Source organism: Microbispora sp. NPDC049633, from assembly GCF_040675265.1.
Taxonomy (GTDB): domain Bacteria; phylum Actinomycetota; class Actinomycetes; order Streptosporangiales; family Streptosporangiaceae; genus Microbispora; species Microbispora maris.
Window position 1 is genome coordinate 1 of sequence record NZ_JBFAOO010000055.1, and the last position, 23,606, is coordinate 23,606.

Annotated in this window: 24 protein-coding genes; 19 read left to right on the plus strand and 5 right to left on the minus strand. The window is 73.0% G+C overall.

The features are described 5' to 3' along the window. The 4 genes from AB0J39_RS16810 to AB0J39_RS16825 all read left to right on the plus strand — a co-directional run. On the plus strand, nt 1–413 hold a 413-nt coding region (locus AB0J39_RS16810), incomplete at its 5' end, for a DsbA family protein (protein WP_363465213.1). Between the two features lie 94 nt (nt 414–507). Next, complete coding sequence (locus AB0J39_RS16815; protein ID WP_363465215.1) at nt 508–2,553, plus strand: hydantoinase/oxoprolinase family protein; 2,046 nt, start codon at nt 508–510, stop codon at nt 2,551–2,553. Then, nucleotides 2,543–4,375 carry a hydantoinase B/oxoprolinase family protein gene (locus AB0J39_RS16820; protein ID WP_363465217.1) on the plus strand — a complete coding sequence of 611 codons (1,833 nt, stop codon included), beginning with the start codon at nt 2,543–2,545 and terminating at the stop codon, nt 4,373–4,375. Before AB0J39_RS16815 ends, AB0J39_RS16820 begins: the two co-directional genes overlap by 11 nt. Before the next feature lie 105 nt (nt 4,376–4,480). Further along, a complete protein-coding gene (locus AB0J39_RS16825) occupies nt 4,481–4,636 on the plus strand; it encodes a hypothetical protein (RefSeq protein ID WP_363465220.1) in 156 nt (51 codons plus the stop codon). Nucleotides 4,637–4,835: 199 nt separating this feature from the next. On the opposite strand, the gene AB0J39_RS16830 is transcribed toward AB0J39_RS16825, so the two are convergent. The 4 genes from AB0J39_RS16830 to AB0J39_RS16845 are packed head-to-tail and all read right to left on the minus strand — an operon-like array spanning nt 4,836 to nt 7,530. Further along, a complete protein-coding gene (locus AB0J39_RS16830) occupies nt 4,836–5,300 on the minus strand; it encodes a hypothetical protein (RefSeq protein WP_363465223.1) in 465 nt (154 codons plus the stop codon). Beyond that, complete coding sequence (locus AB0J39_RS16835; protein ID WP_363465226.1) at nt 5,297–5,755, minus strand: hypothetical protein; 459 nt, start codon at nt 5,753–5,755, stop codon at nt 5,297–5,299. Before AB0J39_RS16835 ends, AB0J39_RS16830 begins: the two co-directional genes overlap by 4 nt. A gap of 10 nt (nt 5,756–5,765) precedes the next feature. Continuing rightward, complete coding sequence (locus AB0J39_RS16840) at nt 5,766–6,557, minus strand: carbon-nitrogen hydrolase family protein (RefSeq protein WP_363465229.1); 792 nt, start codon at nt 6,555–6,557, stop codon at nt 5,766–5,768. Beyond that, nucleotides 6,487–7,530, minus strand: a complete 1,044-nt coding sequence (locus tag AB0J39_RS16845) for a DUF418 domain-containing protein (protein ID WP_363465232.1) — start codon at nt 7,528–7,530, stop codon at nt 6,487–6,489. The genes AB0J39_RS16840 and AB0J39_RS16845 overlap by 71 nt, the downstream gene beginning before the upstream one ends. Nucleotides 7,531–7,663: 133 nt before the next feature. On the opposite strand from AB0J39_RS16845, the gene AB0J39_RS16850 reads away from it, so the two are divergent. The 13 genes from AB0J39_RS16850 to AB0J39_RS16910 all read left to right on the plus strand — a co-directional run bounded on the left by AB0J39_RS16850 (nt 7,664) and on the right by AB0J39_RS16910 (nt 18,317). After that, complete coding sequence (locus AB0J39_RS16850) at nt 7,664–8,833, plus strand: pyridoxal phosphate-dependent aminotransferase (RefSeq protein WP_363465234.1); 1,170 nt, start codon at nt 7,664–7,666, stop codon at nt 8,831–8,833. A gap of 86 nt (nt 8,834–8,919) precedes the next feature. Next, the gene (locus AB0J39_RS16855) at nt 8,920–9,117 is read left to right on the plus strand and encodes a ribbon-helix-helix protein, CopG family (RefSeq protein ID WP_211591693.1); all 198 of its coding nucleotides are present in this window, start codon (nt 8,920–8,922) and stop codon (nt 9,115–9,117) included. Then, entirely contained in the window at nt 9,114–9,491 is a 378-nt protein-coding gene (locus AB0J39_RS16860) for a type II toxin-antitoxin system death-on-curing family toxin (protein ID WP_363465237.1), read from the plus strand. Before AB0J39_RS16855 ends, AB0J39_RS16860 begins: the two co-directional genes overlap by 4 nt. 128 nt (nt 9,492–9,619) lie before the next feature. Beyond that, complete coding sequence (locus AB0J39_RS16865; protein ID WP_363465240.1) at nt 9,620–10,555, plus strand: carbamate kinase; 936 nt, start codon at nt 9,620–9,622, stop codon at nt 10,553–10,555. Beyond that, nucleotides 10,555–11,661: a ring-opening amidohydrolase gene (locus AB0J39_RS16870; protein ID WP_363465243.1), complete on the plus strand. Its 1,107-nt coding sequence runs from the start codon at nt 10,555–10,557 to the stop codon at nt 11,659–11,661. Before AB0J39_RS16865 ends, AB0J39_RS16870 begins: the two co-directional genes overlap by 1 nt. 143 nt (nt 11,662–11,804) lie before the next feature. Beyond that, complete coding sequence (locus tag AB0J39_RS16875) at nt 11,805–12,410, plus strand: SseB family protein (RefSeq protein ID WP_363465245.1); 606 nt, start codon at nt 11,805–11,807, stop codon at nt 12,408–12,410. A 226-nt stretch (nt 12,411–12,636) separates the two neighbouring features. Further along, the gene (locus AB0J39_RS16880) at nt 12,637–13,299 is read left to right on the plus strand and encodes an A24 family peptidase (RefSeq protein WP_363465248.1); all 663 of its coding nucleotides are present in this window, start codon (nt 12,637–12,639) and stop codon (nt 13,297–13,299) included. Nucleotides 13,300–13,391: 92 nt separating this feature from the next. After that, nucleotides 13,392–14,570 (plus strand): chorismate synthase, encoded by a 1,179-nt coding sequence (gene aroC, locus AB0J39_RS16885; RefSeq protein ID WP_363465251.1) that lies wholly within the window; start codon nt 13,392–13,394, stop codon nt 14,568–14,570. 14 nt (nt 14,571–14,584) lie between these two features. Then, a complete protein-coding gene (locus tag AB0J39_RS16890) occupies nt 14,585–15,097 on the plus strand; it encodes a shikimate kinase (protein WP_363465254.1) in 513 nt (170 codons plus the stop codon). Continuing rightward, nucleotides 15,094–16,170 (plus strand): 3-dehydroquinate synthase, encoded by a 1,077-nt coding sequence (aroB, locus tag AB0J39_RS16895; protein ID WP_363465257.1) that lies wholly within the window; start codon nt 15,094–15,096, stop codon nt 16,168–16,170. Before AB0J39_RS16890 ends, aroB begins: the two co-directional genes overlap by 4 nt. Further along, nucleotides 16,167–16,601 carry a type II 3-dehydroquinate dehydratase gene (aroQ, locus tag AB0J39_RS16900; protein ID WP_363465260.1) on the plus strand — a complete coding sequence of 145 codons (435 nt, stop codon included), beginning with the start codon at nt 16,167–16,169 and terminating at the stop codon, nt 16,599–16,601. The genes aroB and aroQ overlap by 4 nt, the downstream gene beginning before the upstream one ends. 14 nt (nt 16,602–16,615) lie before the next feature. Next, nucleotides 16,616–17,416 carry an SGNH/GDSL hydrolase family protein gene (locus AB0J39_RS16905; RefSeq protein WP_363465321.1) on the plus strand — a complete coding sequence of 267 codons (801 nt, stop codon included), beginning with the start codon at nt 16,616–16,618 and terminating at the stop codon, nt 17,414–17,416. Nucleotides 17,417–17,558: 142 nt separating this feature from the next. Further along, nucleotides 17,559–18,317 (plus strand): hypothetical protein, encoded by a 759-nt coding sequence (locus AB0J39_RS16910; protein WP_363465263.1) that lies wholly within the window; start codon nt 17,559–17,561, stop codon nt 18,315–18,317. Nucleotides 18,318–18,333: 16 nt separating this feature from the next. Here the strand turns inward: AB0J39_RS16910 and AB0J39_RS16915 are convergent, their stop codons facing one another. Continuing rightward, nucleotides 18,334–20,373, minus strand: coding sequence for an ATP-dependent DNA helicase (locus tag AB0J39_RS16915; RefSeq protein WP_363465265.1), 2,040 nt, complete (start codon nt 20,371–20,373; stop codon nt 18,334–18,336). A gap of 225 nt (nt 20,374–20,598) precedes the next feature. On the opposite strand from AB0J39_RS16915, the gene AB0J39_RS16920 reads away from it, so the two are divergent. Both AB0J39_RS16920 and AB0J39_RS16925 read left to right on the plus strand, forming a co-directional pair. After that, on the plus strand, nt 20,599–21,813 hold the full coding sequence (locus AB0J39_RS16920) for a hypothetical protein (protein WP_363465268.1): 1,215 nt from the start codon (nt 20,599–20,601) through the stop codon (nt 21,811–21,813). Nucleotides 21,814–21,860: 47 nt separating this feature from the next. Further along, nucleotides 21,861–23,450 (plus strand): Na+/H+ antiporter, encoded by a 1,590-nt coding sequence (locus tag AB0J39_RS16925; protein WP_363465271.1) that lies wholly within the window; start codon nt 21,861–21,863, stop codon nt 23,448–23,450. The last annotated feature ends 156 nt before the right edge of the window (nt 23,451–23,606 follow it).

Genomic DNA, 23,606 nt, shown 5'->3' on the forward strand with positions numbered 1-23,606 from the left:
CGGCCGGCACGTTCGAGGCGCACCGGCTGATCTGGCTGGCCGGGCGCGCGGGACGGGACGGGGACATGGCCGACCGGCTCTTCCGCGCCCACTTCACCGACGGTCTGGACGTCGGCGACCCCGCCACGCTGGCGAAGCTCGCCGCCGAGACCGGCGTCGAGGACACCGGGGAGGGCGCCGAGCAGGTGCGCGCCGAACTGGCCCGAGCCCGCGAGCTCGGCGTGCGCGCCGTCCCGCTGTTCCTGTTCGAGGAGAAGTTCGCCGTCTCGGGCGCGCAGCCCGTCGAGACGCTCGTGGCGGCCCTGCGGGAGGTCGAGGCGCGCACGGCCCAGGAGGCGGCGGCGGGCACGGCGGCGGACACGGCGGCGGACACGGCGGGCGAGGACTGCGACGACGGCACCTGCGCGGTCTAAGTCACCCGTCCGGGCAGGGTATGACGACAGGACGGCGATTCTTCGGCAGAGTGCGCCGGTTCTTCCGATCGGCGGCGGTCGGTAAACACTGAGCATGCCTAGCGTCCGCATCGGGGTCGACACGGGCGGCACCTTCACCGACGTCGTGCTCGTCGACGAGGAGTCCGGCCGTATCGTCACGACCAAGACTCCCTCGACTCCCGCCAACCCGGCCGACGGGTTCATGGCAGGCGTGCACAAGGTGCTCGAGGCCCACGCGGGGTCCCGTGCCCTCGACGCCGTCTCCGCCCTCGTCCACGGCACCACCGTCGCCACCAACCAGCTGCTGGAGGACCGGCCGGACGGCACGTCCCACCTGGGTTTCGTCACCACGGAGGGCTTCGAGTTCGTCCTGGAGATCGCCCGGCAGAGCGTGCCGGACGGCTACGGCAACTCCTACTTCTGGGTCAAACCCCCACGGATCGTGCCCGTGCACCGGGTGCGCACCGTGGGGGGACGGCTCGACCACCTCGGCCGGGAGGTCCGGCCGTTCGACGAGGCGCAGGCCGTACGGGCCGCCCGGTGGTTCAGGGAGCGCGGCGTCACCGCGATCGGGGTGTGCTTCCTGCACTCCTACGCCAACCCGGAACACGAGCGGCGGATGCGCGAGGTGCTGGAACGCGAGCACCCCGAGGCGGTCGTGTCGCTGTCGAGCGACGTGCTGCGGGAGTACCGCGAGTACGAGCGGTCGGTGACCACGCTGGTGGACGCGGCGGTCAAGCCGATCATGCGGCGGTACATCGACAACCTGTCGGAGCGGCTCGGCCGGCCGTTCTCGGTCATGAAGAGCAACGGCGGCGTGCTGTCGGCGGCCGAGGTGGTGCACCAGCCGATCACGACCGTGCTGTCCGGACCGGCGGCGGGGGCGCTCGGCGCGGCGCTCGTCGCGGGGACCGCCGGGCACCCGAGCGTCATCACCCTCGACGGCGGCGGCACCTCGACGGACGTGGCGGTCGTGGTGGACGGGGAGCCGTCGCTGACGACCGAGGGCAGCATCGGCCGCTACCCGTGCAAGATCCCCATGATCGACATCGTCACGGTCGGGGCGGGCGGCGGGTCGATCGCCTGGATCTCGCCCGAGGGGACGCTGAAGGTCGGCCCTAGGTCGGCGGGCGCGGATCCCGGCCCGATCTGCTACGGCAGGGGCGGCACCGAGGTGACGGTGACCGACGCGCACGTCTTCCTCGGCCGGGTGCCCCCGCATCTGCTCGGCGGAGAGATCCCCCTCGACGTCGCCGCCGCGCGGGCGGGCGTGACGGCGCTGGCCGGCCGGCTGGGACTGACCCCGGAACGCTGCGCCACCGGCATCCTGGAGATCAGCGCGTTCAACCAGTCGAACGCGATCCGGCAGATCACCGTGCAGCGCGGCCTCGACGTGCGGGACTTCCCGATGGTCGCCTTCGGCGGCTCAGGCCCGCTGCTGGCCTGCCGCCTCATCGACATCCTCGGTCTGCCGGCCGCGATCGTCCCGCCGGACCCCGGGAACGTGTCCGCGTTCGGCCTGCTCACCGTCGACGTGAAGAACGACTACGTCCGCACGCACGTCGCCCGCGACCCCTCGCCCGAGGCGGTCGCCGAGATCCTCGGCGATCTGGAGGCCCAGGCCGCCGCCGCGCTCGACCGCGAGGGCTTCGCCGAGCACGTGTACGCGCGCAGCGCCGACCTGCGCTACTACGGCCAGGCGTACGAGGTGCGGGTGCCCGCTCCCGACGGCCCCGTGGACGAGGCGTGGCTCGGCGCGGTCGCCGAGCGGTTCCACGCCGAGCACGAGAGGCTCTACGGGTACGGCTACCGTGACGATCCCCGGCACGCCGTCGAGTGGGTCAACCTCCGGGTGTCCGGCATCGGCCCGATCGTCCGGCCGAAGATCGCGCGCAGGGTCCGGCAGGAGGACGAGCCGAGCCCGGTCGCGACCCGCGACGTGTACTACGAGCGGTGGGGCCGGACCGTGATCTACCGCCGGGGAGACCTCGGCGCGGGGGCGGTCGTGCGCGGCCCCGCCGTGATCGAGGAGTACGGCTCGACCCTGCCGGTGCACCCCGGCTTCACGGCGACCATGGACGACTACGGCAACCTCGTGGTGGTGAGCGATGACCGATAGGACCGCCGACCCCGTGCTCGTGGAGATCGTGGAAGGCACGCTCGCCTCGGTGGAGAAGGAGGTCGAGACGGCGATCGCGCGCACGGCGAGGTCGCCCATGATCCGCGACGCCCACGACTTCCGCGCGGGCATCCACGACGTGCGGATGCGCAAGCTGACCGGGCGTTCCTACTCGGCGCTGGTGCAGCCGATCGTCCGCGACTTCCCGGTGGACACGATGCGCCCGGGCGACGTGTTCTTCCACAACGACGTCTACCTGTCCGAGGGCGGCATCGGGCACCTGCCCGACCTGTGCGTGACGGTGCCGGTCTTCCACGAGGGCGAGGTCGTCGCGTTCGTCCAGGCGTTCGGCCACCACGACGACATCGGCGGCGCCGTGCCGGGTTCCATGCCGTCGCACGCGCGCAGCGCGTTCGAGGAGGGCCTGATGGTCCCGCCGATCAAGCTGTGGGACCAGGGGGTGCCCAACCGCGCCGCGCTCACGATCATGACGCGCAACTCCCGCATGCCCGACAGCCTCGCCGGCGACCTCGACGCCGAGTGCTCGGCCTGCCTGATGGGCGCGCGGCGGCTCGGCGAGCTGTTCGGCCGGTACGGCCGTGAGGCGGTCGAGGCGTGTTTCGACGCGATCGTCGGCAAGACGACCGAGACGTTCCGCCGCGAGCTGCTCGCCAAGATCCCCGAGGGCGTGCACGTCTGGGAGGACTACGCCGAACACGATGGTGTGGACGAGCCGCGCCTGCACGCCCAGCGGATCACGCTCACCGTCGACCACTCGGCGGACACGCCGCTGACCATCGACTTCACCGGCACCTCGCCGCAGGCCAAGGGCCCGATCAACCACGCGGGCGACTACGCCGACGGGGTCTTCCTGAAGAAGTGGCTGGCGCCCATCCTGCGCAACCTCGCCGACACCCCCGAGCGGATGGCCGAGCTCGACGTGAACGAGGGCGTCGTCCCGCTGATCAAGATGATCTTCCCGGAGAAGGGCACGCTGCTCACGCCGATCTTCCCCGCGCCGACCAACGCCCGTACGTTCGTGATCCTGCGACTACTCGGGGTGCTGGCCGGCGTGCTGGCCAAGGCGACCGGCGGCCGCATGCCGGCCGACCAGGAGACCATCCGCTACACCGGCGTGTACGGCGAGTCGGACGACGGGCCCTACCTGATGCGCGAGGTGCTGGGTGGCGGGTCGGGCGGGCGCTGGTACGCCGACGGGGAGGACACCATCCACGTGGTGCCCGACAGCCGCAACATCCCGGTGGAGTTCGCCGAGGCGCGCTGGCCGTTCCGGGTCGAGCGGCTGGGCCTGGCCGTGGACAGCGGCGGGCCGGGGGAGTTCCGCGGCGGCCTCGGCTACGACAAGCACATCCGCATGCTGCGGGACGCCTCCTTCATGTCCATCGCCGACCGCTCGATCCTGTCGTGCTGGGGCGTGAACGGCGGCCGGGCGGGCCGTCCCTTCCAGGTCACCGTGGACGGTGTGGAGATGGAGGGCCTGGTCGACGACTTCCCCGTACGCGCCGGGCAGGTCATCCGCATCCGGACGACGGGCGGAGGCGGCTGGGGCTCGCCGTACGACCGGCCGGCCGAGACGGTGGCCGCCGACGTCCGCGACGGGAAGGTCTCGTTCGAGGGCGCGCGGGAGGACTACGGCGTCGTGCTGACCGGCACCCGCGACGACGTCGTCGTGGACGCGGAGGCGACCGAGCGCCTGCGGGAGCGGCTGCGCGAGACGCGTCCCGCCGCCTTCTTCGACCGCGGCCCCGGTTACCCCAAACTCTCCGGAGGCCTGCCGTACGCGGAGGTGGACACCGTCTGACCCGCGCCGCCGGCCACGTTCCGTGCGCTCCCGCGCCCCGGTGATTGGCGGCGGTGTCCGTGGGTAGCCGTCCAGTGACGGCACAAAAGGGATGGTGAGTTGCAAATGGCATCTATCGTTCAGCGCATCAGGGAATACCTGCAGAGCCCCAAGGGCCAGGCGAACGTCGAGAAGGCCAAGACCATGACGCGTGATCCGGAGAACCGGCAGCGGGTGCGCCGGCTGATGGACCAGTGGCGCAGCCATCGCACCCACCGCTGACGCCTCGCGACCCCCGGCCGGGCCAGGACGACGACGCCCCGGCCCGCCGAGCGGGGGTGCGGCCATCGTGAACAGGCCGGACACGGGCGCCCGATCCGCTCCGGTCGACGGCGTGGGCCGCGCCCGCGCCGGGGCCGGGAGCACGATCGCGGGCCGCCGGACGTCCGAGGGCGGAGTGGATGACGGCCCGGGTCCGCCGCTACCGGTCGCCGGTCTGCCGAGAAGCCTCCTGACCGTCCGCCCGGTCAGGAGCGAGCGGCACGGGCACGCGCTCCACCCGGATCGCGTGCACCTCGTCGCGGGGCACGACCACCTCGTACGCGCCGTGGTCCACCAGCCAGTAGCCGAGCGCCTCGGCCTTCAGCCCGTTGTGGCCGGTGTAGGCGATGTGCAGGCCGCCCTCCCCGCCGTCGCCGCCGTCGTCCTCGTCGAGCACGAGGCACGGCTCGCCCCCGAAGGCGCCGACCGTGCGCAGCAGGGTGAGCCGCTCCAGGGCGGACCGGTTCACCCGCAGCCGCCAGTAGCCCCCGGCGGCGGTGAACCCCTCCTGCGGGGTCTCGCTGAACAGCACCACGTCGTCGCCGCCCGGCCCGACCGCGGCGGCGTAGTCCCGGTCGCGGTAACGGGCGACGAATCCCAGGCCGACCGGCTCGATCTCGCTCATCGCGCCGGCCGCCAGGTCAGGCCGTCGTACCCGGCGAAGGGACGCTCCCCGGCCGCGGCGAGGTGCACGATCTCCGCGCCCGCCGGGATCGGCATGGGCATCGTGTGGAACTGCGGCACCACCTGCTCGCGCGAGGCGGTGAAGCCGTTCCCGGTGAAGGGCGGTGCATCGCTCCAATCGCCGCCCATGTGCGGCCCGTACGGGACGACGTAGGTGTCGATGTCCCTCGCGTCCCAGCGCATGATGTACAGCTCGGGCACGTCCGGCGTCAGCTCCGATCCGTCGAAGCACAGGTCGAGGGCCTCGACGAGCGCGGCGGGGGTGATGAGGCGGTCGCAGTCCTGCACCCGGTAGACGTAGCCGGAGATGATGGTGCGACGGCCCGACAGGTACGGCACGAGCAGCCGCGGCGGAACCACCTTCTGCATCCGCGTCCTGCGTCCCGGCTCGCTCATGGGGCCAAGTTTACGATCTGCTGACTCCGAGCCGGCGGTGTTCGAGCGAGGGGAGGGTGGCGCGCGCTGTCTCGGTCCACGCCGCGTCGATCTCCGCGATCAGCACGCCGGGGCCCGTGCCCAGGTCATGCCGTGCGACGCCCATCGGGTCGACGAGCATGCTGCGGCCCACACCGAACCCGTCCGGTATGGCGGGATTGGGCGCCTGGCCGACCGCGATGGTCCAGGTGGTGTTCTCGATGGCCCTCGCCCTGACGAGGGTCGTCCAGTGGTCCTCCTTCAGGGGCCCCGAGCCCCAGGCGGCGATCACCGCGAACGTGTCCGCGCCCCGGTCGACCAGCGCGCGGGCCAGTTCGGGGAAACGGACGTCGTAACAGGTGATCAGGCCGATCCTGAGCCCGGCCAGCTCCACCACCGCCGGCTCGTCTCCCGGCGCGACCAGTTTCGACTCCTTCGCGCCGAAGGAGTCGAACAGATGGATCTTCCGGTAGGCCGCGGCGAGCGAGCCGTCCTCGCGCAGGGCGACCGCGGTGTTCCAGACCCTGCCGTCCGCGGCGGGCTCGAAGACGCCGGCGATGACCGCGGTGCCGTGCTCCCGCGCCGCCTCCGCCAGGCCGGTGACGAACGGACCGTCGAGCGGCTGGGCCGTCTCGACGATCCGCGGGCCGAACCGGGCGAGCGCCGCTTCGGGGAACACGGCGAGATCCGCCCCCCGCGCCCGCGCGAGGGCGTCACGCATGGTCGCGAGGTTGGTCTCCGGGTCGTGGTCGACGGGAATCTGGCACAGCGCTACGCGGGTCACGGATCACAGTCTGCCCGGTCGTCTCCACACCCCACCAGGTGCCCCGCGAAGTGCCCCACCAGGTGAGCGTGCGCCACACCCACTCCAGCGGGCCGTACCGGTGCCGGGCCAGCCACCACCGGCAGAAGACCGCCTGCACGGCGACCGTGACGGCGGCGAGCAGCACGAGGGCGGCTCCCGTGTCGTCGGCCTCCAGCAGTGGCATCGCCACCACGATCACCGTCGTGCCCGTCACGTAGTTGGTCAGCGTCATCCGTCCCAGCGTCTCGAACAGGGTCGCGCGCCGGGCGAGCAACAGGAACGCCGCCGCGTACGCGACCGCCCCGCACAGCGCCGCCGCCTGGTAGACCCCGCCGCCGGGCGGCCCGTGGTTCCACCACCAGGTCAGCCAGGCCGCGAGCACGGCCGCGACCCCGCACACGACGCCGAGGAGCGGCCCGCCGCCCAGGCCGTCCGCCCCGCCGAGGCGCGTCGGTCCTCTCCCCGGCTCCGTACCCGGTCCGGCGGCAAGGCCGAGCAGGAACAGCGCGGTGATCAGCACGTACGGATGGGAGTCGAGCACGGAGGCGACCAGCGCGCCGCAGCCGGCCGTGAGCACCGCCCACCGGGGCAGCAGGCTCGCCGGGAGCAGGACGAGCACCCCCAGCAGCGCGTACGGCAGCAGCACCTCGCCCGGCTCGATCAGGGTGTGCGCCGCGCCCAGCACGGCGAGCACGGCCAGGCGCCGGAGCATGACGACGCGCGGGCGCCGCGTGCGCCGCCGCGCCGAGCGCAGGAACAGTGCGAAGGAGAGCCCGAACAGGAACGCGAACATCGGGTAGAAGCGGCTCTGGAACAGGTTCGTCATCACCCAGTCCAGGGAGGTCGGCGTCCGCCGCACCGTCTGCTGCCACGCGTTGACGAGCATGATCCCGCACACGGCGAAGCCGCGCAGCGCGTCCACCCGCCGGATCCTGTCCCGCGGTTCGCTCACCCGTCAGTCCCTTCGCGTGCCGGGGCGCACCGGCGTATTCCCGGCCTTTGCGAAATCACCATAAACGCCTGCCCGCCGTCCGGTGCCGTCCGGCGCGGGGCCGGGACCGGTGACGCCGGATAAGGTGGCGGCTGTGAGCGAGCCGCTGGTGCGGCGGATGCGGGAGTTCGGCACGACCGTGTTCGCCACGATGACGAAGCTGGCCGTGGAGACGGGCTCGATCAACCTGGGCCAGGGTTTCCCGGACACCGATGGGCCGGAGCGCATGCTGGAGCGGGCGGTCGAGGCCGTGCGGAGCGGCCTCAACCAGTACCCGCCCGGGCCGGGCCTCCCCGAGTTGCGCCAGGCGGTCGCCGAGCACCGCAAGCAGTGGTACGGCCTCGCCTACGACCCCGACGGGGAGGTCCTCGTCACCGTCGGCGCCACCGAGGCCATCGCCGCGGCGGTCCTCGCGCTCTGCGAACCGGGTGACGAGGTCATCGTCTTCGAGCCGTACTACGACTCCTACGCCGCGGCGATCGCGCTCGCGGGAGCCGTGCGCAAGCCGGTGACGCTGCGGGTCGACGCGGGACGTTTCACCTTCGACCCGGCCGAACTGGAGGCCGCGGTCACGGCCCGCACCCGGGTGATCCTGGTCAACTCGCCGCACAACCCGACCGGGACCGTGTTCACCCGGGATGAGCTGGAGTGCGTGGCCCGCGTGTGCCGGGAGCACGACCTGATCGCGGTCACCGACGAGGTCTACGAGCACCTCGCCTTCGACGGCGCCGAGCACGTGCCCCTCGCCACGCTGCCGGACATGCGGGAGCGCACGGTCATGATCTCCTCGGCGGGCAAGACCTTCAGCGTCACCGGCTGGAAGACCGGCTGGGTGTGCGCCCCGGCGCCGCTCACCGGCGCCGTCCAGGCGGTCAAGCAGTTCCTCACCTACACCGCGAACGCCCCCTGGCAGGTCGCGGTCGCCTACGCCCTGCGGGAGGAGATGGACTGGGTCGCGGCGCAGCGGGCGGCCCTGCAGGCCAAGCGGGACCGTCTCGTGGCGGGCCTGACCGAGGCCGGCTTCGACGTGCTCCGGCCCGCCGGCACCTACTTCGTGCAGACCGACATACGGCCGCTCGGTTTCGACGACGGGCTGGATCTGGCGCGGCGGCTGCCCGAGCTGGCCGGGGTGGTCGCCATCCCGACCCAGGTCTTCTACGACCATCCCGCTCGGGGCAGTCACTTCCTGCGGTTCGCCTTCTGCAAGCGGGACGAGGTCATCGACGAGGCGGTGACCCGCCTGCGCCGCCTCGGCGCCGGCTGAGCGGTTCGATGGCGGAGCGTTACCGGTCGTATACTCTGCGCTGGTGGTATCACGCTGATACCGCGCCGTACCATGGAGGCATGGCCATGACGCTTCGACTGAGTGACGAGCAGACCGAGGCCCTCCGGCGGCGCGCCGAGAAGGAAGGCCGGAGCATGCAGCAGATCGTGGTCGCCGCGGTGGAGGAGTACCTCGCCCGCAACGCCGCAGATGAGGAAGTGCACCGCCTGGGTGTCGAGGCGGTGCGGCGCTGGAAGCCGGTGCTCGACCGCCTCGCCCAGTGACCCGCTATCTGACCGTCGAGCAGGTTCTGGACCTGGCCGAACTGGCCGTTGAGGGCACGCCCCAGCTTCGTGATCTCGGGCTGCTCGACTCGGCCGTGCATCGGCCCCAAGCCCGGATGTTCGACCAGGAGGCGTACCCCGACCTCCTGGCCAAGGCCGCCGCGTTGCTCCACTCACTGGCCATCAACCATCCGTTCATCGACGGCAACAAGCGAGTGGCCTGGGTCCCCACCGTGGTTTTCCTCGCCTACAACGGTGTAGGGGTGGACACGGACGACGACTCGGCGTACGACCTGGTGATCGCGGTGGCGTCGGGGAAGCTCAGCGAGGTCGACGAGATCGCGGACGTGCTGCGCGGCTTCACCGTCTCTTGAGCACCCGGACCGTGCCGAAGGCGCCGCCGCCGCCCGGTGTCCGGCTTGGTGAAATGTGCCCATGAATGTGACAGGGGTGGGCGAGACTCGCCAATGAAGGCCCGGGTGGGGCTGGATAGTTTCCGGGTGTGGGCGGACGCGTACTGATCGCACTGGGCGGCAACGCCATGACGGCTCCCGACGGGAGCGCGTCCCCGGCCGACCAGCACCGGGCGATCGGCGAGGCGATGGCCCACGTGGCGGCGCTCATCAGAGCCGGGCACGAGGTGGTGCTCACGCACGGCAACGGCCCCCAGGTCGGCAACATCCTGCTGAAGAACCAGCTCAGCGCGCACGTCGTGCCGCCGGTGCCGCTCGACTGGTGCGTGGCGCAGACGCAGGGCACCATCGGCACGCTCGTCATGAACGCCCTGCAGCGCGAGCTCGGGTCCGCGCGGGTCGCGACCGTCGTCACCCGCACGCTCGTGGACCCGGCCGATCCGGCGTTCCATGACCCGGTGAAGCCGATCGGACGGTACTTCGGGGAGGACGAGGCGCGCCGCTTCGAGGGGCACGGCCAGGCCTGGCGGAGCTTCGGGCGCGGCTGGCGGCGCGTGGTCGCCTCGCCGCGGCCCGTGGAGATCCTGGACGCCGCCGCCGCGGTCGCGCTCATCGAGGCCGGATTCACCGTCGTCGCCGCCGGAGGCGGGGGAGTGCCGGTCGTGCGCGGCGCGGACGGCACGCTGACCGGGGTGGAGGCCGTGATCGACAAGGACCTCGCCGCCGCCGCGCTGGCCGCCGCCGTCGGCGCCACCGACCTCGTCATCGCGACGGACGTGCCGAACGCCATGGTGGACTTCGGCACTCCCCATGCCCGCCCGATCGGGGAGATCGAGGTCGCCGCCCTGCGCGAGTTGCAGGCCGCCGGTCACTTCGCCGGCGGCAGCATGGGACCCAAGGTCGAGGCCGCCGTGCGCTTCGCCGAGGACTTCGGGGGGCGGGCGGTGATCACCTCGCTGCACCACATCGGTGCCGCGCTGTCAGGAAATATCGGTACGAGGGTGTACAGAGGGGTGGAGGCATAGTGCCGGATCCGATCGAGGTACGGAAGGTCCCCATCGAGAGCGTCACCGACGCCTCCGGACTGGCGAGGCTGATCGACCACGGCGTGATCGAGGCCGACCGCGTGCTTGCCGTGATCGGCAAGACCGAGGGCAACGGCGGCGTGAACGACTACACGCGGATCCTCGCCGACCGCGCCTTTCGCGAGGTGCTCGTGGCCAAGGGCACCCGCTCCGCCGAGGAGGTCGCGCAGGTGCCCCTGGTGTGGTCCGGCGGCACCGACGGCGTGCTGAGCCCGCATGCGACGATCTTCGCCACGATCGACCCGGCGAAGGCCGTGCGCACCGACGAGCCGCGGGTGAGCGTCGGCGTGGCGATGAGCGAGGTGATCCTTCCCGAGGACATCGGCAGGCCCGCGATGGTCGAGAAGGTGGCCGCCGGGGTCCGCGAGGCGATGAAGATCGCCGGCATCGACGACCCGGCCGACGTCCACTACGTGCAGACCAAGACGCCGCTGCTCACCCTGTCCACGATCACCGACGCGAAGGAACGCGGCCAGACGGTCGTCACCGAGGACACGCTGAAGTCGATGGACATCTCCAACTCCACCACGGCGCTCGGCATCGCGGTCGCGCTCGGGGAGATCGAGATGCCGTCGGCCGAGCAGATCCACAAGGACCTGTCGCTCTACTCGTCGGTCGCCTCGTGCTCCAGCGGCGTCGAGCTCGACCGGGCCCAGATCGTTGTCGTGGGCAACGTGCGCGGGATCGGCGGGCGCTACCGGGCCGGCCACTCGGTGATGAAGGACGCCCTGGACACCGACGGCATCTGGGAGGCCGTCCGGAGCGCGGGTGTCGACCTGCCCGAGCGCCCGCACCCGGACGACCTCGGCGACCGGCTGGTCAACCTGTTCATCAAGTGCGAGGCCGACCCTTCGGGCCGCGTACGCGGGCGGCGCAACATCATGCTCGACGACTCCGACGTCCACTGGCACCGCCAGATCAAGGCGACCGTCGGCGGGGTGGCGGCGGGCGTGACCGGTGACCCGGCAGTGTTCGTCTCCGTGGCGGCGGTCCACCAGGGCCCGTCAGGCGGCGGTCCCGTCATCGCCATCGCGGATCTGGGCTGATCCGGCCTCCGTCCTGGGCTGATCCGGCTTCCGGGCTGGGCTGATCCGGCTTCCGCGCTGGGCTGATCCGGCTTCCGGGCTGGGCCAAGGGGGGCGCCGAGCGCGTGCGGCGTCGTCCGGGGCGGGCGGTAGGGTCGGGAGACGTGCCATCGATTCCGCAGCCCCTGCGCCCCGACGACGACGGCGGCACCGACGCGTCCGTCGCGGCGGCGCTGTCGGCGTTCCAGGCCGGAACGGCGACGGCGGCCGACGTCCTGGCGGTGCTCGCCGGGACCAGGCTGCTCGTCCCCGTGGTCGCGCTGCTGACCGAGTCGGAAGTGGGAGAGCACGGCCTGCGCCAGGAGAAGGAGAGCGAGATGGCCCTCCCGAAACTGGTCGGCAAGGACGGACGTGAGGCCGTGCTGGCCTTCACCGGGACCGAGCCGATGCGCAGGTGGCGCGCGGACGCCCGGCCGGTGCAGGCCACCGCCCCGCAGGTCTGCCAGGCGGCGCGGCACGAGAGCGCCGCCGCCGTGGTGGTGGACGTGGCCGGGCCGGTTCCGTTCGTGATCGAGGGCGGCATGCTGCAGGCCCTCGCCACGGTGGAGGAGGCCAGGAGGGACGCCTCCGCCGTCGACCGGCTCGCCCGCGAGGTGCCGGGGGCCACGGTGGCGCGTCTGGGGGCCGCTGACCCTTCGGGGGCCGCTGACCGTTCGGGTGCCGCCGAGGGGAAGCGCCGCGGTCGCTGGTGGAGCCGCCGCCGCGCCTGAGCGACGTCGACCGCCGCCCGGGCGACGCCCCGGCTCCTCCCGCCTGGTCGTGCCGACGCCGGCACATGACCGCGTCGGCCTCCGACCCGGCCTCCTGGCACGCTCGATCCTCCGGCGGGCCGAGACCGGCCGCCCGGCTACGGCCGCGCCGTGCACAGGAACGCGGTCGTCCACAGGGCGGCGCACCACGGGCCACGGCGGGGGCGCGGGCGTTAGTGTCGGCCGCGTGTCCCTCGCCGTCCTCGCCGCCGCCGTCCTCGGCCTCATCGCGGGGGCCTACGCCCGGGCCCTCGCCGCCGGGTTCGGCCCCGAGCCGGACGACCGCCGCGGGGAGGCGCTGCCGGCGATCGCCGCGGCGGCCCGCGCCGTGCCGCTGCCCCGCCCGCCGTACGTGCTCGAGGGCGCGACCGCGCTGGCCGCGGCGCTGGTGGCCTGGCGCGTCCACGACGGCTGGGTGCTCGCCGCGTGGCTGTACGCGGTTCTCGCGGGGGCCGCCCTCGCGGAGATCGACCGGAGGACCTGGCGGCTGCCCGACGCGATCACGCTGCCGTCGTACCCGATCCTGCTGATCCTGCTCGCGCCGTCGGGCCGGCTGCTGCCGGCGGTGGCGTCGGGCTGCGCGCTCGGCGCGGTCTACGCCGTGCTGTGGTTCGCCCGCCCCACGGGACTCGGGCTCGGCGACGTGAAGCTGGCCGGGCTGATCGGACTGCTCACCGGGGCGCTCGGCGTGCAGGCCACGATCGTCGCCGGGATGGCTGGCCAGGTCCTCGGCGCGCTGTACGCCGTGGGGCTGCTCCTGGCGCGCAAGGCCACCCGCACGACGGAGTTCCCGTTCGGCCCGTTCATGCTCGCGGGTGCGCTCGTGGCGCTGGCCTTTCCGGATATATAGGACGGACCGTTTTCCGGTATCGGGGCCCCCGTGGATGGTAAAGGGGGTGTCAGGGGGCGGCGCACTGGGACGCACATGGAAGACTTGTCCCCATGCTGCGCTGGTTGACCGCCGGGGAGTCACACGGCCCCGAGCTTCTCGCGATCCTGGAAGGCCTGCCCGCCGGTGTGGAGGTGACCACCGCCGACCTCGCCGAGGCGCTGCGCCGCCGCCGTCTCGGATACGGCCGGGGGGCACGGATGAAGTTCGAGCAGGACGTGGTGACGATCTCCGGGGGCGTACGGCACGGCCGCACGCTCGGCTCGCCCGTCGCGATTCGCGTCGGCAACACCGAATGGCCGAAGTGGGAGACCGTCATGGCCGCCGACCCGGTGGACCCGGCGGTGCTGGAGGGCCAGGCGCGCAACGCGCCGCGCTCACGCCCCCGCCCAGGGCACGCGGACCTCGCCGGCATGCAGAAGTACGGCTTCGACGACGCCCGGCCGGTGCTCGACCGCGCCAGCGCCCGGGAGACCGCCGCCCGGGTGGCGCTCGGGCAGGTCGCCCGCTCCTTCCTCAAGCAGGCGCTCGGCGTCGACATCGTCAGTCACGTGGTCTCCATCGGCGAGGCGAGCGCGCCCAGCGACGTGCTGCCCGGCCCCGGCGACATGGAGGCGGTGGACGCCGACCCGGTGCGCTGCGTCGACCCCGCCGCGAGCGCGGCGATGGTCGCCGAGATCGACAAGGCGCACAAGGACGGCGACACCCTCGGCGGTGTGGTCGAGGTCGTCGTCTACGGCCTGCCGCCGGGCCTCGGCAGCTACACCCACTGGGACCGGCGCCTCGACGCGCGGCTCGCCGCGGCGCTCATGGGCATCCAGGCGATCAAGGGAGTCGCGGTCGGCGACGGCTTCGAGACGGCGCGCCGCCCCGGCTCGCGGGCGCACGACGAGATCGAGAACACCCCCGAGGGCGTGCGCCGGATGACCAACCGCGCCGGCGGCGTCGAGGGCGGCATGACCAACGGTGAGCCGCTGCGGGTCAGCGCCGCGATGAAGCCCATCTCCACCGTGCCCCGCGCGCTCGCCACGGTCGACGTGCTGACCGGCGAGCCGGCCAAGGCGCACCACGAGCGCTCGGACGTCTGCGCGGTCCCGGCCGCCGCGATCGTCGCCGAGGCGATGGTGGCGCTCGTGCTCGCGGACGCGGCCGTCGAGAAGTTCGGCGGCGACTCCGTGGAAGAGGTCGCGCGCAACCTGGCGGGCTACCTGTCGTCCCTGGTCATCAAGTAATAGGGTTTGTGATCATGCAATCGGCGCCACAAGGCCCCGCCGCGGTCCTCATCGGCCCGCCCGGCTCGGGCAAGTCCACGGTCGGGCGAATCCTCGCGGACCGCCTCGGCCTGCCGTTCCGCGACACCGACGCCGACGTCGAGGCCGTCGCCGGCAAGAGCGTCAGCGACGTGTTCGTCGAGGACGGCGAGGAGCGGTTCCGCGAGCTGGAGGCACAGGCCGTGCGCGACGCGCTGGAGACCCACCCCGGCGTGCTCTCGCTGGGCGGCGGGGCGATCCTGCACGAGCACACGCAGAAGCTGCTGGCCGGCCACCGGGTCGTGTATCTCCAGGTCGGGCTCGACCAGGCGGTCAAGCGGGTCGGGCTCGCCTCGGCCCGGCCGCTGCTGGTGCTCAACCCGCGCAGCCGGCTCAGGCAGCTGATGGAGCAGCGCCGGCCGATCTACGAGGGCCTCGCCGCGATCACCGTCGCCACCGACGGCCGCGAGCCCGAGGACGTGGTGACCGCGATCGAGGCGGCGCTGTGACCGCGACGCGCATCACCGTGCGGGGCGACAGCCCGTACGACGTGGTCGTCGGCACCGATGTGCTGCCGGAGCTGCCGGGCCTGCTGGACGCGAAGGTGCGCACGGTCGCCGTGATCCACCCCGCCGGGCTTCCCGAGATCGCCAGGCCGGTGCGCGAGACGCTGGAGGGCGCCGGGCTGGAGGTCGTCGCGCTGCCCGTGCCGGACGGCGAGGAGGCCAAGACCGTCCACGTGGCGGCCGAGCTGTGGTCGGCGTTCGGCCGGTACGGCATCACGCGTTCCGACGCGGTCGTCGGCGTCGGCGGTGGGGCGACCACCGACCTGGCCGGGTTCGCGGCCGCGACGTGGCTGCGCGGCGTCCAGGTCGTGCAGGTGCCGACCACGCTGCTGGCCATGGTGGACGCGGCGGTCGGCGGCAAGACCGGCATCAACACCCCGGAGGGCAAGAACCTGGTCGGGTCCTTCCACCCGCCCAAGGGTGTGCTGTGCGACCTCGCCACGCTGGCGAGCGTCCCGCGCGACGACTACGTCGCGGGCCTCGCCGAGATCATCAAGGGCGGGTTCATCGCCGACCCCACGATCCTCATGCTGATCGAGGACGACCCCGCCGCCGCCCGTACCCCCGAGGGCGAGCACACCCGTGAGCTGGTCGAGCGCAAGATCCGGGTGAAGGCCGACGTCGTCGGGGCGGACCTGCGCGAAAGCGGCCTGCGGGAGATCCTGAACTACGGCCACACCCTCGGTCACGCGATCGAGCGGGTCGAGGACTACCGCATCAGGCACGGCGAGGCCGTGGCCATCGGACTGGTCTACGCCGCCGAGCTGTCCCGGCTCGACGGCCGGGTCGGGCGCGACGTCGTGGACCGCACGCGCACCATCCTGGAGTCGGTCGGGCTGCCCACCTCCTACCGCGCCGACGCCTGGCCGCGGCTGCGCGACCACATGCGGGTGGACAAGAAGGCCAGGGGAGCGGTGCTGCGGTTCGTCGTGCTCGACGACGTCGGCAGGCCCGCCCGTCTGGAGAACCCGTCGGAGGAGCTGCTCGAGGCGGCGTACCGGGAGGTCGCCCGATGAGGCAGGTGCTCGTCCTGAATGGGCCGAACCTGGGCCGTCTCGGCAGCCGGGAGCCCGACGTCTACGGCGCGCAGACCTTCGAGGACCTGGCGGCCTTGTGCCGCGAGATCGGCCGCGAGCTGGGCCTGTCTGTCGAGGTCAGGCAGACCGACGACGAGGCCGAGCTGGTGAGCTGGATCCACGAGGCGGCCGACAGCAGGACCCCCGTGGTCCTCAACCCCGCCGCCTTCACCCACTATTCGTACGCGTTGCGCGACGCGATCGCGCAGCGTACGGCCCCGCTGGTCGAGGTGCACATCTCCAACCCGAACGCGCGGGAGGAGTTCCGCCACACCTCGGTCGTGGCGGCCGTGGCCACCGGGACGATCGCGGGGTTCGGCATGCGGTCGTACGAGCTCGCGCTGCGCGCGATCGCGGACATGGGCGAGTGACGAAAGAAGGGATCATGGGCTACCGGTCGTACGTGGCGGTCGGAGACAGCTTCACCGAGGGGCTCAACGACCCCCTTCCGGACGCGCCTCCTCCGGCGCCGGGCGAGGTGGTGCGCTACCGGGGCTGGGCCGACCGGGTCGCCGAGCGGCTCGCCGCACTCGAGCCGGACTTCCGCTACGCCAATCTCGCGGTGCGGGGCAAGCTGATCGACCAGATCGTCGCAGAGCAGGTGCCCGTGGCCGTCGGCCTGAAGCCGGATCTGATCAGCTTCTGCGCGGGCGGCAACGACCTCATCCGCCCCGGCAGCGACCCGGACGAGATGGCCAAGAAGCTGGCCGCCGCCGTACGGACCCTGCGGGCCACCGGCGCGGACGTCGTGTTGTTCACCGGCACCGACCCCCGGGACACCCCGATCATGCGCCGGGTGCGCGGCAGGTTCGCCATCTTCTTCATGCACGTCCGCTCGATCGCCGACCTGTACGGCTGCCACCTGGTGGACATGTGGTCGATGCAGGGGCTGCGGGACTGGCGGGCGTGGAGCGGCGACCGGTTGCACATGAACGCCGAAGGCCACCGCCTGGTCGCCGCCCGAGTCCTGCACGTGCTCGGCGTGCCCGGTGAGGACGACTGGCGCAAGACCTGGCCGCCCCGCGAGGCGGTGGACCCGAGGGCCAAGCGCCGCGAGGACGTGCAGTGGCTGAGGGAGCACTTCGGCCCGTGGATCGGGCGGCGTCTGCGCGGCACGTCGTCCGGCGACGGCCTCGCCCCCAAGCGGCCCGACCTCAGCCCGCTGCCCCCGATTCCCTCTCCCTGATCCAGCGCCCGCCGCGGCGAGCCGCTTCCGCCGGCGGCGGGCTCCTCCTGCCACGGGCGGTCATACCCCGGTCCGATGCGCGACGGGCGGAGATCGGCGAGGCTCTGCCGTACGACCACCGGCATCGAGGGGGGACCGGCCTATGGTGTGGAAGCGACGGCGCGCCGGCAGGGGAGGCGGCCCATCACGGCGTGGACGGGCGTGGCTGCTCGCCGTGCTCGCGGCGCTGCCGATCGCGGCGGCCGCCGTCGTGGCGGTGGCCTTTCCTTCGGTCGCCGCCACCACGTGCCCGGGTTGCTACGGGCTGGAGCGGCTGGCCTCCGGCGTCTACGCGGAACCGGGCCTGCCGCCGGCGCGGACACGACAGGTGCTGTCCGCAGTAGAGGAGGCGGAGCGGCGGGTCGGCGCCTTCTACGGCGGCAGGCGGACCTCTCCCCGGATCCTCGCCTGTCTCAGCGACCGCTGCTACCGCCACATCGGCGGGGGCGGGGAGCGGGGCGTAGCGGTGCTGAACCGCGCGGTCATGCTGTCGCCCGCGGGCGTGGACCCGGTGATCGCCTCCCACGAGATGTCGCACGTCGAACTGCATGCCAGGCTGGACTCGGGCGGTGCGGAGGTGCCGCAGTGGTTCGACGAGGGGCTGGCCGTGCTGGTCTCCGGCGACCCCCGCTATCTCGCCCCGGAGACGACGGCCGACCGCTGCCTGGTGAGCCCGGGCGCGCCGCTGCCGGTGACGCTGGACGCCTGGCTGCGGGCGGCCGGCGCCGACCGGCGCGCCTACGCGGAGGCGGCCTGCCGGGTGAGCCGATGGGTCGCCGCGAACGGCGGGCCGCACGCCGTGCTCGACCTCGTACGGCGCCTCAACGCGGGCGAGACCTTCGCCGCCGTCACGAGGATGTGATCCCGGCCGCCTCCGCTCAGGAGCCGGAGGTGAGGCGGCGCAGGGCGTCGCGGACCTTCGCGGGGTCGGTGGTGCGCCAGAAGGGCGGCAGCGAGTTGAGCAGGAACCCGCTGTAACGGGCGGTGGCGAGCCGCGGGTCGAGCACGGCGACGACGCCCCGGTCGTCCATCGAGCGCAGCAGCCGGCCCGCGCCCTGCGCCAGCAGCAGCGCGGCGTGGGTGGCCGCCACCGCCATGAAGCCGTTGCCCCCCGTGGCCGCCACGTGCCGCTGCCGGGCCGAGGCGAGCGGGTCGTCGGGGCGTGGGAACGGGATCCTGTCGATGATCACCAGGGTCAGCGAGGAGCCCGGCACGTCGACCCCCTGCCACAGGGACAGCGTGCCGAACAGGCACGTCGCGGGATCGCCCGCGAACTGCTTGACGAGCTGCGAGGTCGAGTCGTCGCCCTGGCACAGCAGCGGCACGTCCAGCCGCTCGCGCAGCGCCTCCGTGGCGGCCTTGGCGGCCCGCATGGAGGAGAACAGGCCGAGCGTCCGGCCGCCGGCCGCCTCGATGAGCTCGGCGATCTCGTCGACGTAGGCCTCGGGCAGGCCGTCGCGGCCGGGCTGGGGGAGATGCGTGGCGACGTAGAGGATGCCGCGGCGCGGATGGTCGAACGGCGAGCCGACGTCGAGGCCGGTCCACTCGCCCGCGCGCAGGCCCCACTGGCGGGCCAGGCCGTCGAACGTGCCGCCAAGCGCGAGCGTGGCGCTGGTGAGGACGACGGTCCGGTCGCCGAACAGCTTGTCGCGCAGCATGCCGCCGACCGACAGCGGCGCGACCCGCAGCGTGGGGGGAACGCGCCCGCGGCCCTCCTCCAGCCAGACGACCTCCGCCCGGTGGACCTCCTCGGACCCGGCGTCGCCCGCGTGGGCGCCGTTCGCGGCGTCGTCGGCGTCGTCCGTGTCATCGCCGGCCGCCGGGCCGAAGGCGTCGAGCATCCGCTGGGCGGTGTCGTGCACGTCGTCCAGCGCGGTGAAGGCGGCCTTGCGCAGCCCGGCGTTCTCCGGGTCGTCCTTGTCCTTGTTGCGCGGCCCGAGTGCGGTGATGCAGGCGAACGCGGCGTCCCTGATGAGCGCGAGCGTCATGCCGAGCGACTGCGGCAGCGTGTCGACCCGGCCGGGCGGAGCGACGGTCAGCAGGGCGCGCAGGTCCTCTCCCGCCTCCTGCAGGCGGTCGGCGATCCCCTGCTCGACGAGCCGGCCCACCCGGCGCACGGCGAGGCCGACCGTGCTCTCCGACAGCTCTCCGGTGACCACCGAGGTCACCCGGTCGACGAGCTCGTGCGCCTCGTCGACCACGACCACGTCGTGCTCGGGCAGGACCGCGAAGTCCTCCATCGCGTCGATCGCCAGCAGCGCGTGGTTGGTCACCACGACGTCGGCCTCGCCCGCGCGCTCCCGCGCGAGCTCGGCGAAGCAGTCGGCGCCGCTGGGGCACCGCTGCGCCCCCAGGCACTCCCTGGCCGTCACCGAGAACTGCCGCCAGGCCTGGTCGCTCACGCCGGGCACGATCTCGTCGCGGTCGCCGGTCTCGGTCTCGTTGGCCCACTCCTGGATGCGCTGCACCATCCGGCCGGTGGCGCTGACCTCACGCGGGTCGAAGAGCTGGTCGTCCTCGTCCTCGGGCATGCCGGCGGCCATCTTGTGGCGGCACAGGTAGTTGCGGCGGCCCTTCAGGATGGCGAACTCGGGGCGGTGCGGCAGCAGGCCCTCCAGCGCGTCGGCGAGCCGGGGCAGGTCGCGGTCCACCAACTGGCGCTGCAGCGCGATCGTGGCGGTGGACACCACCACGGCGTCGCCGCTCTCGGCCGCGTGCCTGATCGCGGGCACGAGGTAGGCCAGCGACTTGCCGGTGCCGGTGCCCGCCTGCACCGCGAGGTGCTCCTCGCTCTCGACGGCGTCGCGCACCGCCTGTGCCATCTTGACCTGGCCCGGGCGCTCTACGCCGCCCAGCGCGGTCACCGCGGTGGCGAGGAGTTCTTCGACGGGCGGGAGCTCGGGACGGTCCTTGGGCACGGAAGAACGCTACCCGGTGCCACCGACATCCGGTGCGTGTCCGTCCCACCACATCCTGGCGTTCCAGGAACTCCCTCCCGGCGCGCATGGCACACTGGGGTGTCAGTGCTCTCAAGGTCAACGGCGATCTACCCAGTGAGGTCGAAAAGGGACGAAACGGACGTTTCGCGAGGGTTCCCGTGATCGAGTGGACGGAAAAGGGCAGGTAAAGGCACTATGTCTGCCATGTCGGAAGTTGTCCCACTGCCATCGTTCGGCGAGGTGTTCTTCGACGCGCGAGGCCAGGACCGTGTGCTCCGGGTCACGTGGCACGACGGAACGCTGGTGCTGAGCCTGTGGCGGGGCGAGATGTGCACGGCGAGTTTCCGCATGCCCATGGACGACGTTGGACGGTTGATCGACACCCTGGACGAGGGTTTCGCCGAGGCGGGCGGCCAGGAGCAGGACGCCGGGACCGGTCCATTTCCCCTGCAGGGGGCGGCGGGCCAGGACGGCTACGCCCCACAGGGGGCCTATCCCGCGCACCCTCAGGATCAGGGGCCGGACCCCTACGCGACCCAGGTCCACGACCCGTTCGCCACGCAGGTCCACGACCCGTTCGCCACGCAGGTCCACGACCCGTACGCGGCCGAGCCCCAGGAGGCGTACGCGGCGCGCGCTCAGGACGCCTACGCGGGACCCGACGCGTACGCCGGACAGCCCGGTGACGGATACGTGCCGCAGGACCCCTACGGCGTGCCCCGCAACGCGCCGCAGGATGCCTATGGACAGGCCCGGGACGGGTACGCCGCCGCCGACGGGCACGTTGCGGCGCACGACGGCTACGGCAGGGCCCACGACGGCTACGCGCATGGCGAGAACGGATACGGGCAGGCCGAGAACGGCTACGCCCGCGGGCCGCGCGACACGGGGTTCCCCGAGCCGCCCGCCCAGGCCGACTACGAGTACCCGGACTTTCCGGGAACCGGGCAGTACGCCCGCCCGCCGGTGCCGCCGCCCGCCCCGGCCCCCGAGGCCTATCCCGCGCCCGCCGCGCTCGGCCCCAACGACGTGCTCGTCGCCCGTGGCACGCCCACCCAGGACCGCCTCGTCGCGTCGTCCGCCACGCAGACCGGCCCTCAGGCGGCCTACCCTCCGGCCGCGCCGCCCGCGGCGCCGCAACCGGCCGGGCAGCAGCCCGCGCCGGTGGACCCGAGCGACCCCCTCGGGCTCGGCGCGGTCCGGCCGTACGTCAACAACGAGTCGCACCCGAACGAACCGCCGCTCTACACCACGGGTGAGCGCCTGCGGCCGGACCAGTGGCCGGCCGGTCAGGCCCCCGACCCGCACGCCGAGCACGAGCGACGCGGGGGGCGGCGTGCCGGACAGCCCGCCGCGGACTCCCCGATCCCGTGGTCGGACGAGAACGGGGAGAACTGGGAGGGCTCCCGGGGTTGGTGAGGGCCCCGGTCAGCAGGAGTTCCAGCTGTAAGTAACCTCGTCGTCTGATGGACACGTCAACGGCACTGCAGTTCCTCCTGCTCCCGGCCGGCGCCCTCGGCGTCGCCGCCCTGGCCAACTGGCGCGGCTGGTCGGCCCCGCTGCTCCTGGTGATGGCGGGGTTGGCCGCCTCCTACGTGCCGGGGGTTCCCGACTACAGCCTCGACCCGCACATCGTCCTGCTGGTCTTCCTGCCGCCGATGCTCTACTCGGCGGCACTGGACAGCTCGTACCTGCGGCTGCGCGACGCCGCCAGGCCCGTCGGCCTCCTGGCCGTCGGTCTCGTCCTGGCGACGACGGTGGTGGTGGGCTTCGTCGCGCACGCGATCGTCCCCGATCTCCCGCTCGCCGCGGCCTTCGCGCTCGGGGCGATCATCGCGCCGCCCGACGCGGTGTCGGCGGTCGCCATCGGGCGCAGGCTCGGCCTGCCGCGACGCGCGCTGACCATCCTTGTGGGCGAGAGCCTGTTCAACGACGCCACCGCGCTGACCGCTTACCGGGTCGCGGTCGGCGCGATGACCGGCGCCGCCGCCGGCCTGCTCGACATCGGCGGGCAGTTCCTCCTGGCCGCCGGCCTCGGCATCGCGATCGGTCTCGCCATCGCGTACGTCGCAGGCGTCGCGCTGCGGCGGCTCGACGACGCGCTGATCGCCAACGGCGTCTCGCTGCTCGTGCCGTACGCCGCGTATCTCGCGGCCGAGGCCGTGCACGCCTCCGGTGTGATCGCCGTCGTGATCGTCGGCATCTACCTGGGCCACGAGCTCAGCCGGACGACGTACGGCACCCGCCTGCTGTCGGGCGCGGTCTGGAAGGTCGCCGACCTGGTGCTGGAGTCGATCGTGTTCGCCCTGATCGGGCTGCAGCTGCGCCCGATCATCGCCGGGCTGCACGGCGAACGGCCCGGGGAGCTGGCGACGTACGCGATCGTGCTGTTCCTGGTGGTCGTCCTCGTGCGGATCGCCTGGGTGCCGCCCAGCACCTACCTGCCGCGGATGCTGTCGAAGAGAGTGCGCGCCCGGGAGCCCAAGACGCCGTCCTGGCAGAACGTGATGCTGACGAGCTGGGCGGGCATGCGCGGGGTGGTGTCGCTGGCCGCGGCCTTCGCCCTGCCCGAGCAGTTCCCCCAGCGCAACCTGCTGCTGTTCCTGACGTTCACGATCGTCGTGGGCACGCTGATCGTCCACGGTCTCTCGTTCCCCTGGCTGATCAGGCGGCTGGGGGTGTCCACCGCGCGGGAGCGCTACGGCGACGACCTCGCGGAGGCGGGCGCCCAGCAGGCCGCCGCGGCCGCCGCCCTCGCCCGGCTCGAGGAGCTCACCGCCGCCGGCGTGCTGGAGGTCCACGAAGAGGTGGTCGAGCAGCTGCGCGCCCGTGCCGAGCGCAAGGCCCTGCACGCCTGGGAGCGGCTCGGCGGCGGCACCGGCCCCGAGGGCGAGGAGACCCCCGCCTCGGTCTACCGGCGGCTGCGCCGGGAGATGCTCGCCGCCGAACGCGAGGTGTTCGTGCGGCTGCGGGACGAGCGGCGCATCGACGACGAGGTCCTCCACCGGGTCATGCAGGAGCTCGACTTCGAGGAGGCGACGCTCGAACGCGGCTGAGCGGGCTCAGGACCCGGCGCCCGGCACGCGGCACTCTTTCAGGTACGGCACTCAGGACACGGCACTCAGGACACGGCACTCAGGACACGGCACTCAGGACACGGCACTCAGGACACGGCACTCAGGACACGGCACTCAGGACACGGCACTCAGGAC

Bases quoted from the DNA above. Each gene is read 5' to 3' on its own strand.
- AB0J39_RS16815 (WP_363465215.1), top strand. From the start codon at position 508: ATGCCTAGCGTCCGCATCGGGGTCGACACGGGCGGCACCTTCACCGAC.
- AB0J39_RS16820 (WP_363465217.1), top strand. From the start codon at position 2,543: ATGACCGATAGGACCGCCGACCCCGTGCTCGTGGAGATCGTGGAAGGC.
- AB0J39_RS16825 (WP_363465220.1), top strand. From the start codon at position 4,481: ATGGCATCTATCGTTCAGCGCATCAGGGAATACCTGCAGAGCCCCAAG.
- AB0J39_RS16830 (WP_363465223.1), bottom strand. From the start codon at position 5,300: ATGAGCGAGATCGAGCCGGTCGGCCTGGGATTCGTCGCCCGTTACCGC.
- AB0J39_RS16835 (WP_363465226.1), bottom strand. From the start codon at position 5,755: ATGAGCGAGCCGGGACGCAGGACGCGGATGCAGAAGGTGGTTCCGCCG.
- AB0J39_RS16855 (WP_211591693.1), top strand. From the start codon at position 8,920: ATGACGCTTCGACTGAGTGACGAGCAGACCGAGGCCCTCCGGCGGCGC.
- aroC (WP_363465251.1), top strand. From the start codon at position 13,392: ATGCTGCGCTGGTTGACCGCCGGGGAGTCACACGGCCCCGAGCTTCTC.
- AB0J39_RS16890 (WP_363465254.1), top strand. From the start codon at position 14,585: ATGCAATCGGCGCCACAAGGCCCCGCCGCGGTCCTCATCGGCCCGCCC.
- aroQ (WP_363465260.1), top strand. From the start codon at position 16,167: ATGAGGCAGGTGCTCGTCCTGAATGGGCCGAACCTGGGCCGTCTCGGC.
- AB0J39_RS16905 (WP_363465321.1), top strand. From the start codon at position 16,616: ATGGGCTACCGGTCGTACGTGGCGGTCGGAGACAGCTTCACCGAGGGG.
- AB0J39_RS16910 (WP_363465263.1), top strand. From the start codon at position 17,559: ATGGTGTGGAAGCGACGGCGCGCCGGCAGGGGAGGCGGCCCATCACGG.
- AB0J39_RS16920 (WP_363465268.1), top strand. From the start codon at position 20,599: ATGTCGGAAGTTGTCCCACTGCCATCGTTCGGCGAGGTGTTCTTCGAC.
- AB0J39_RS16925 (WP_363465271.1), top strand. From the start codon at position 21,861: ATGGACACGTCAACGGCACTGCAGTTCCTCCTGCTCCCGGCCGGCGCC.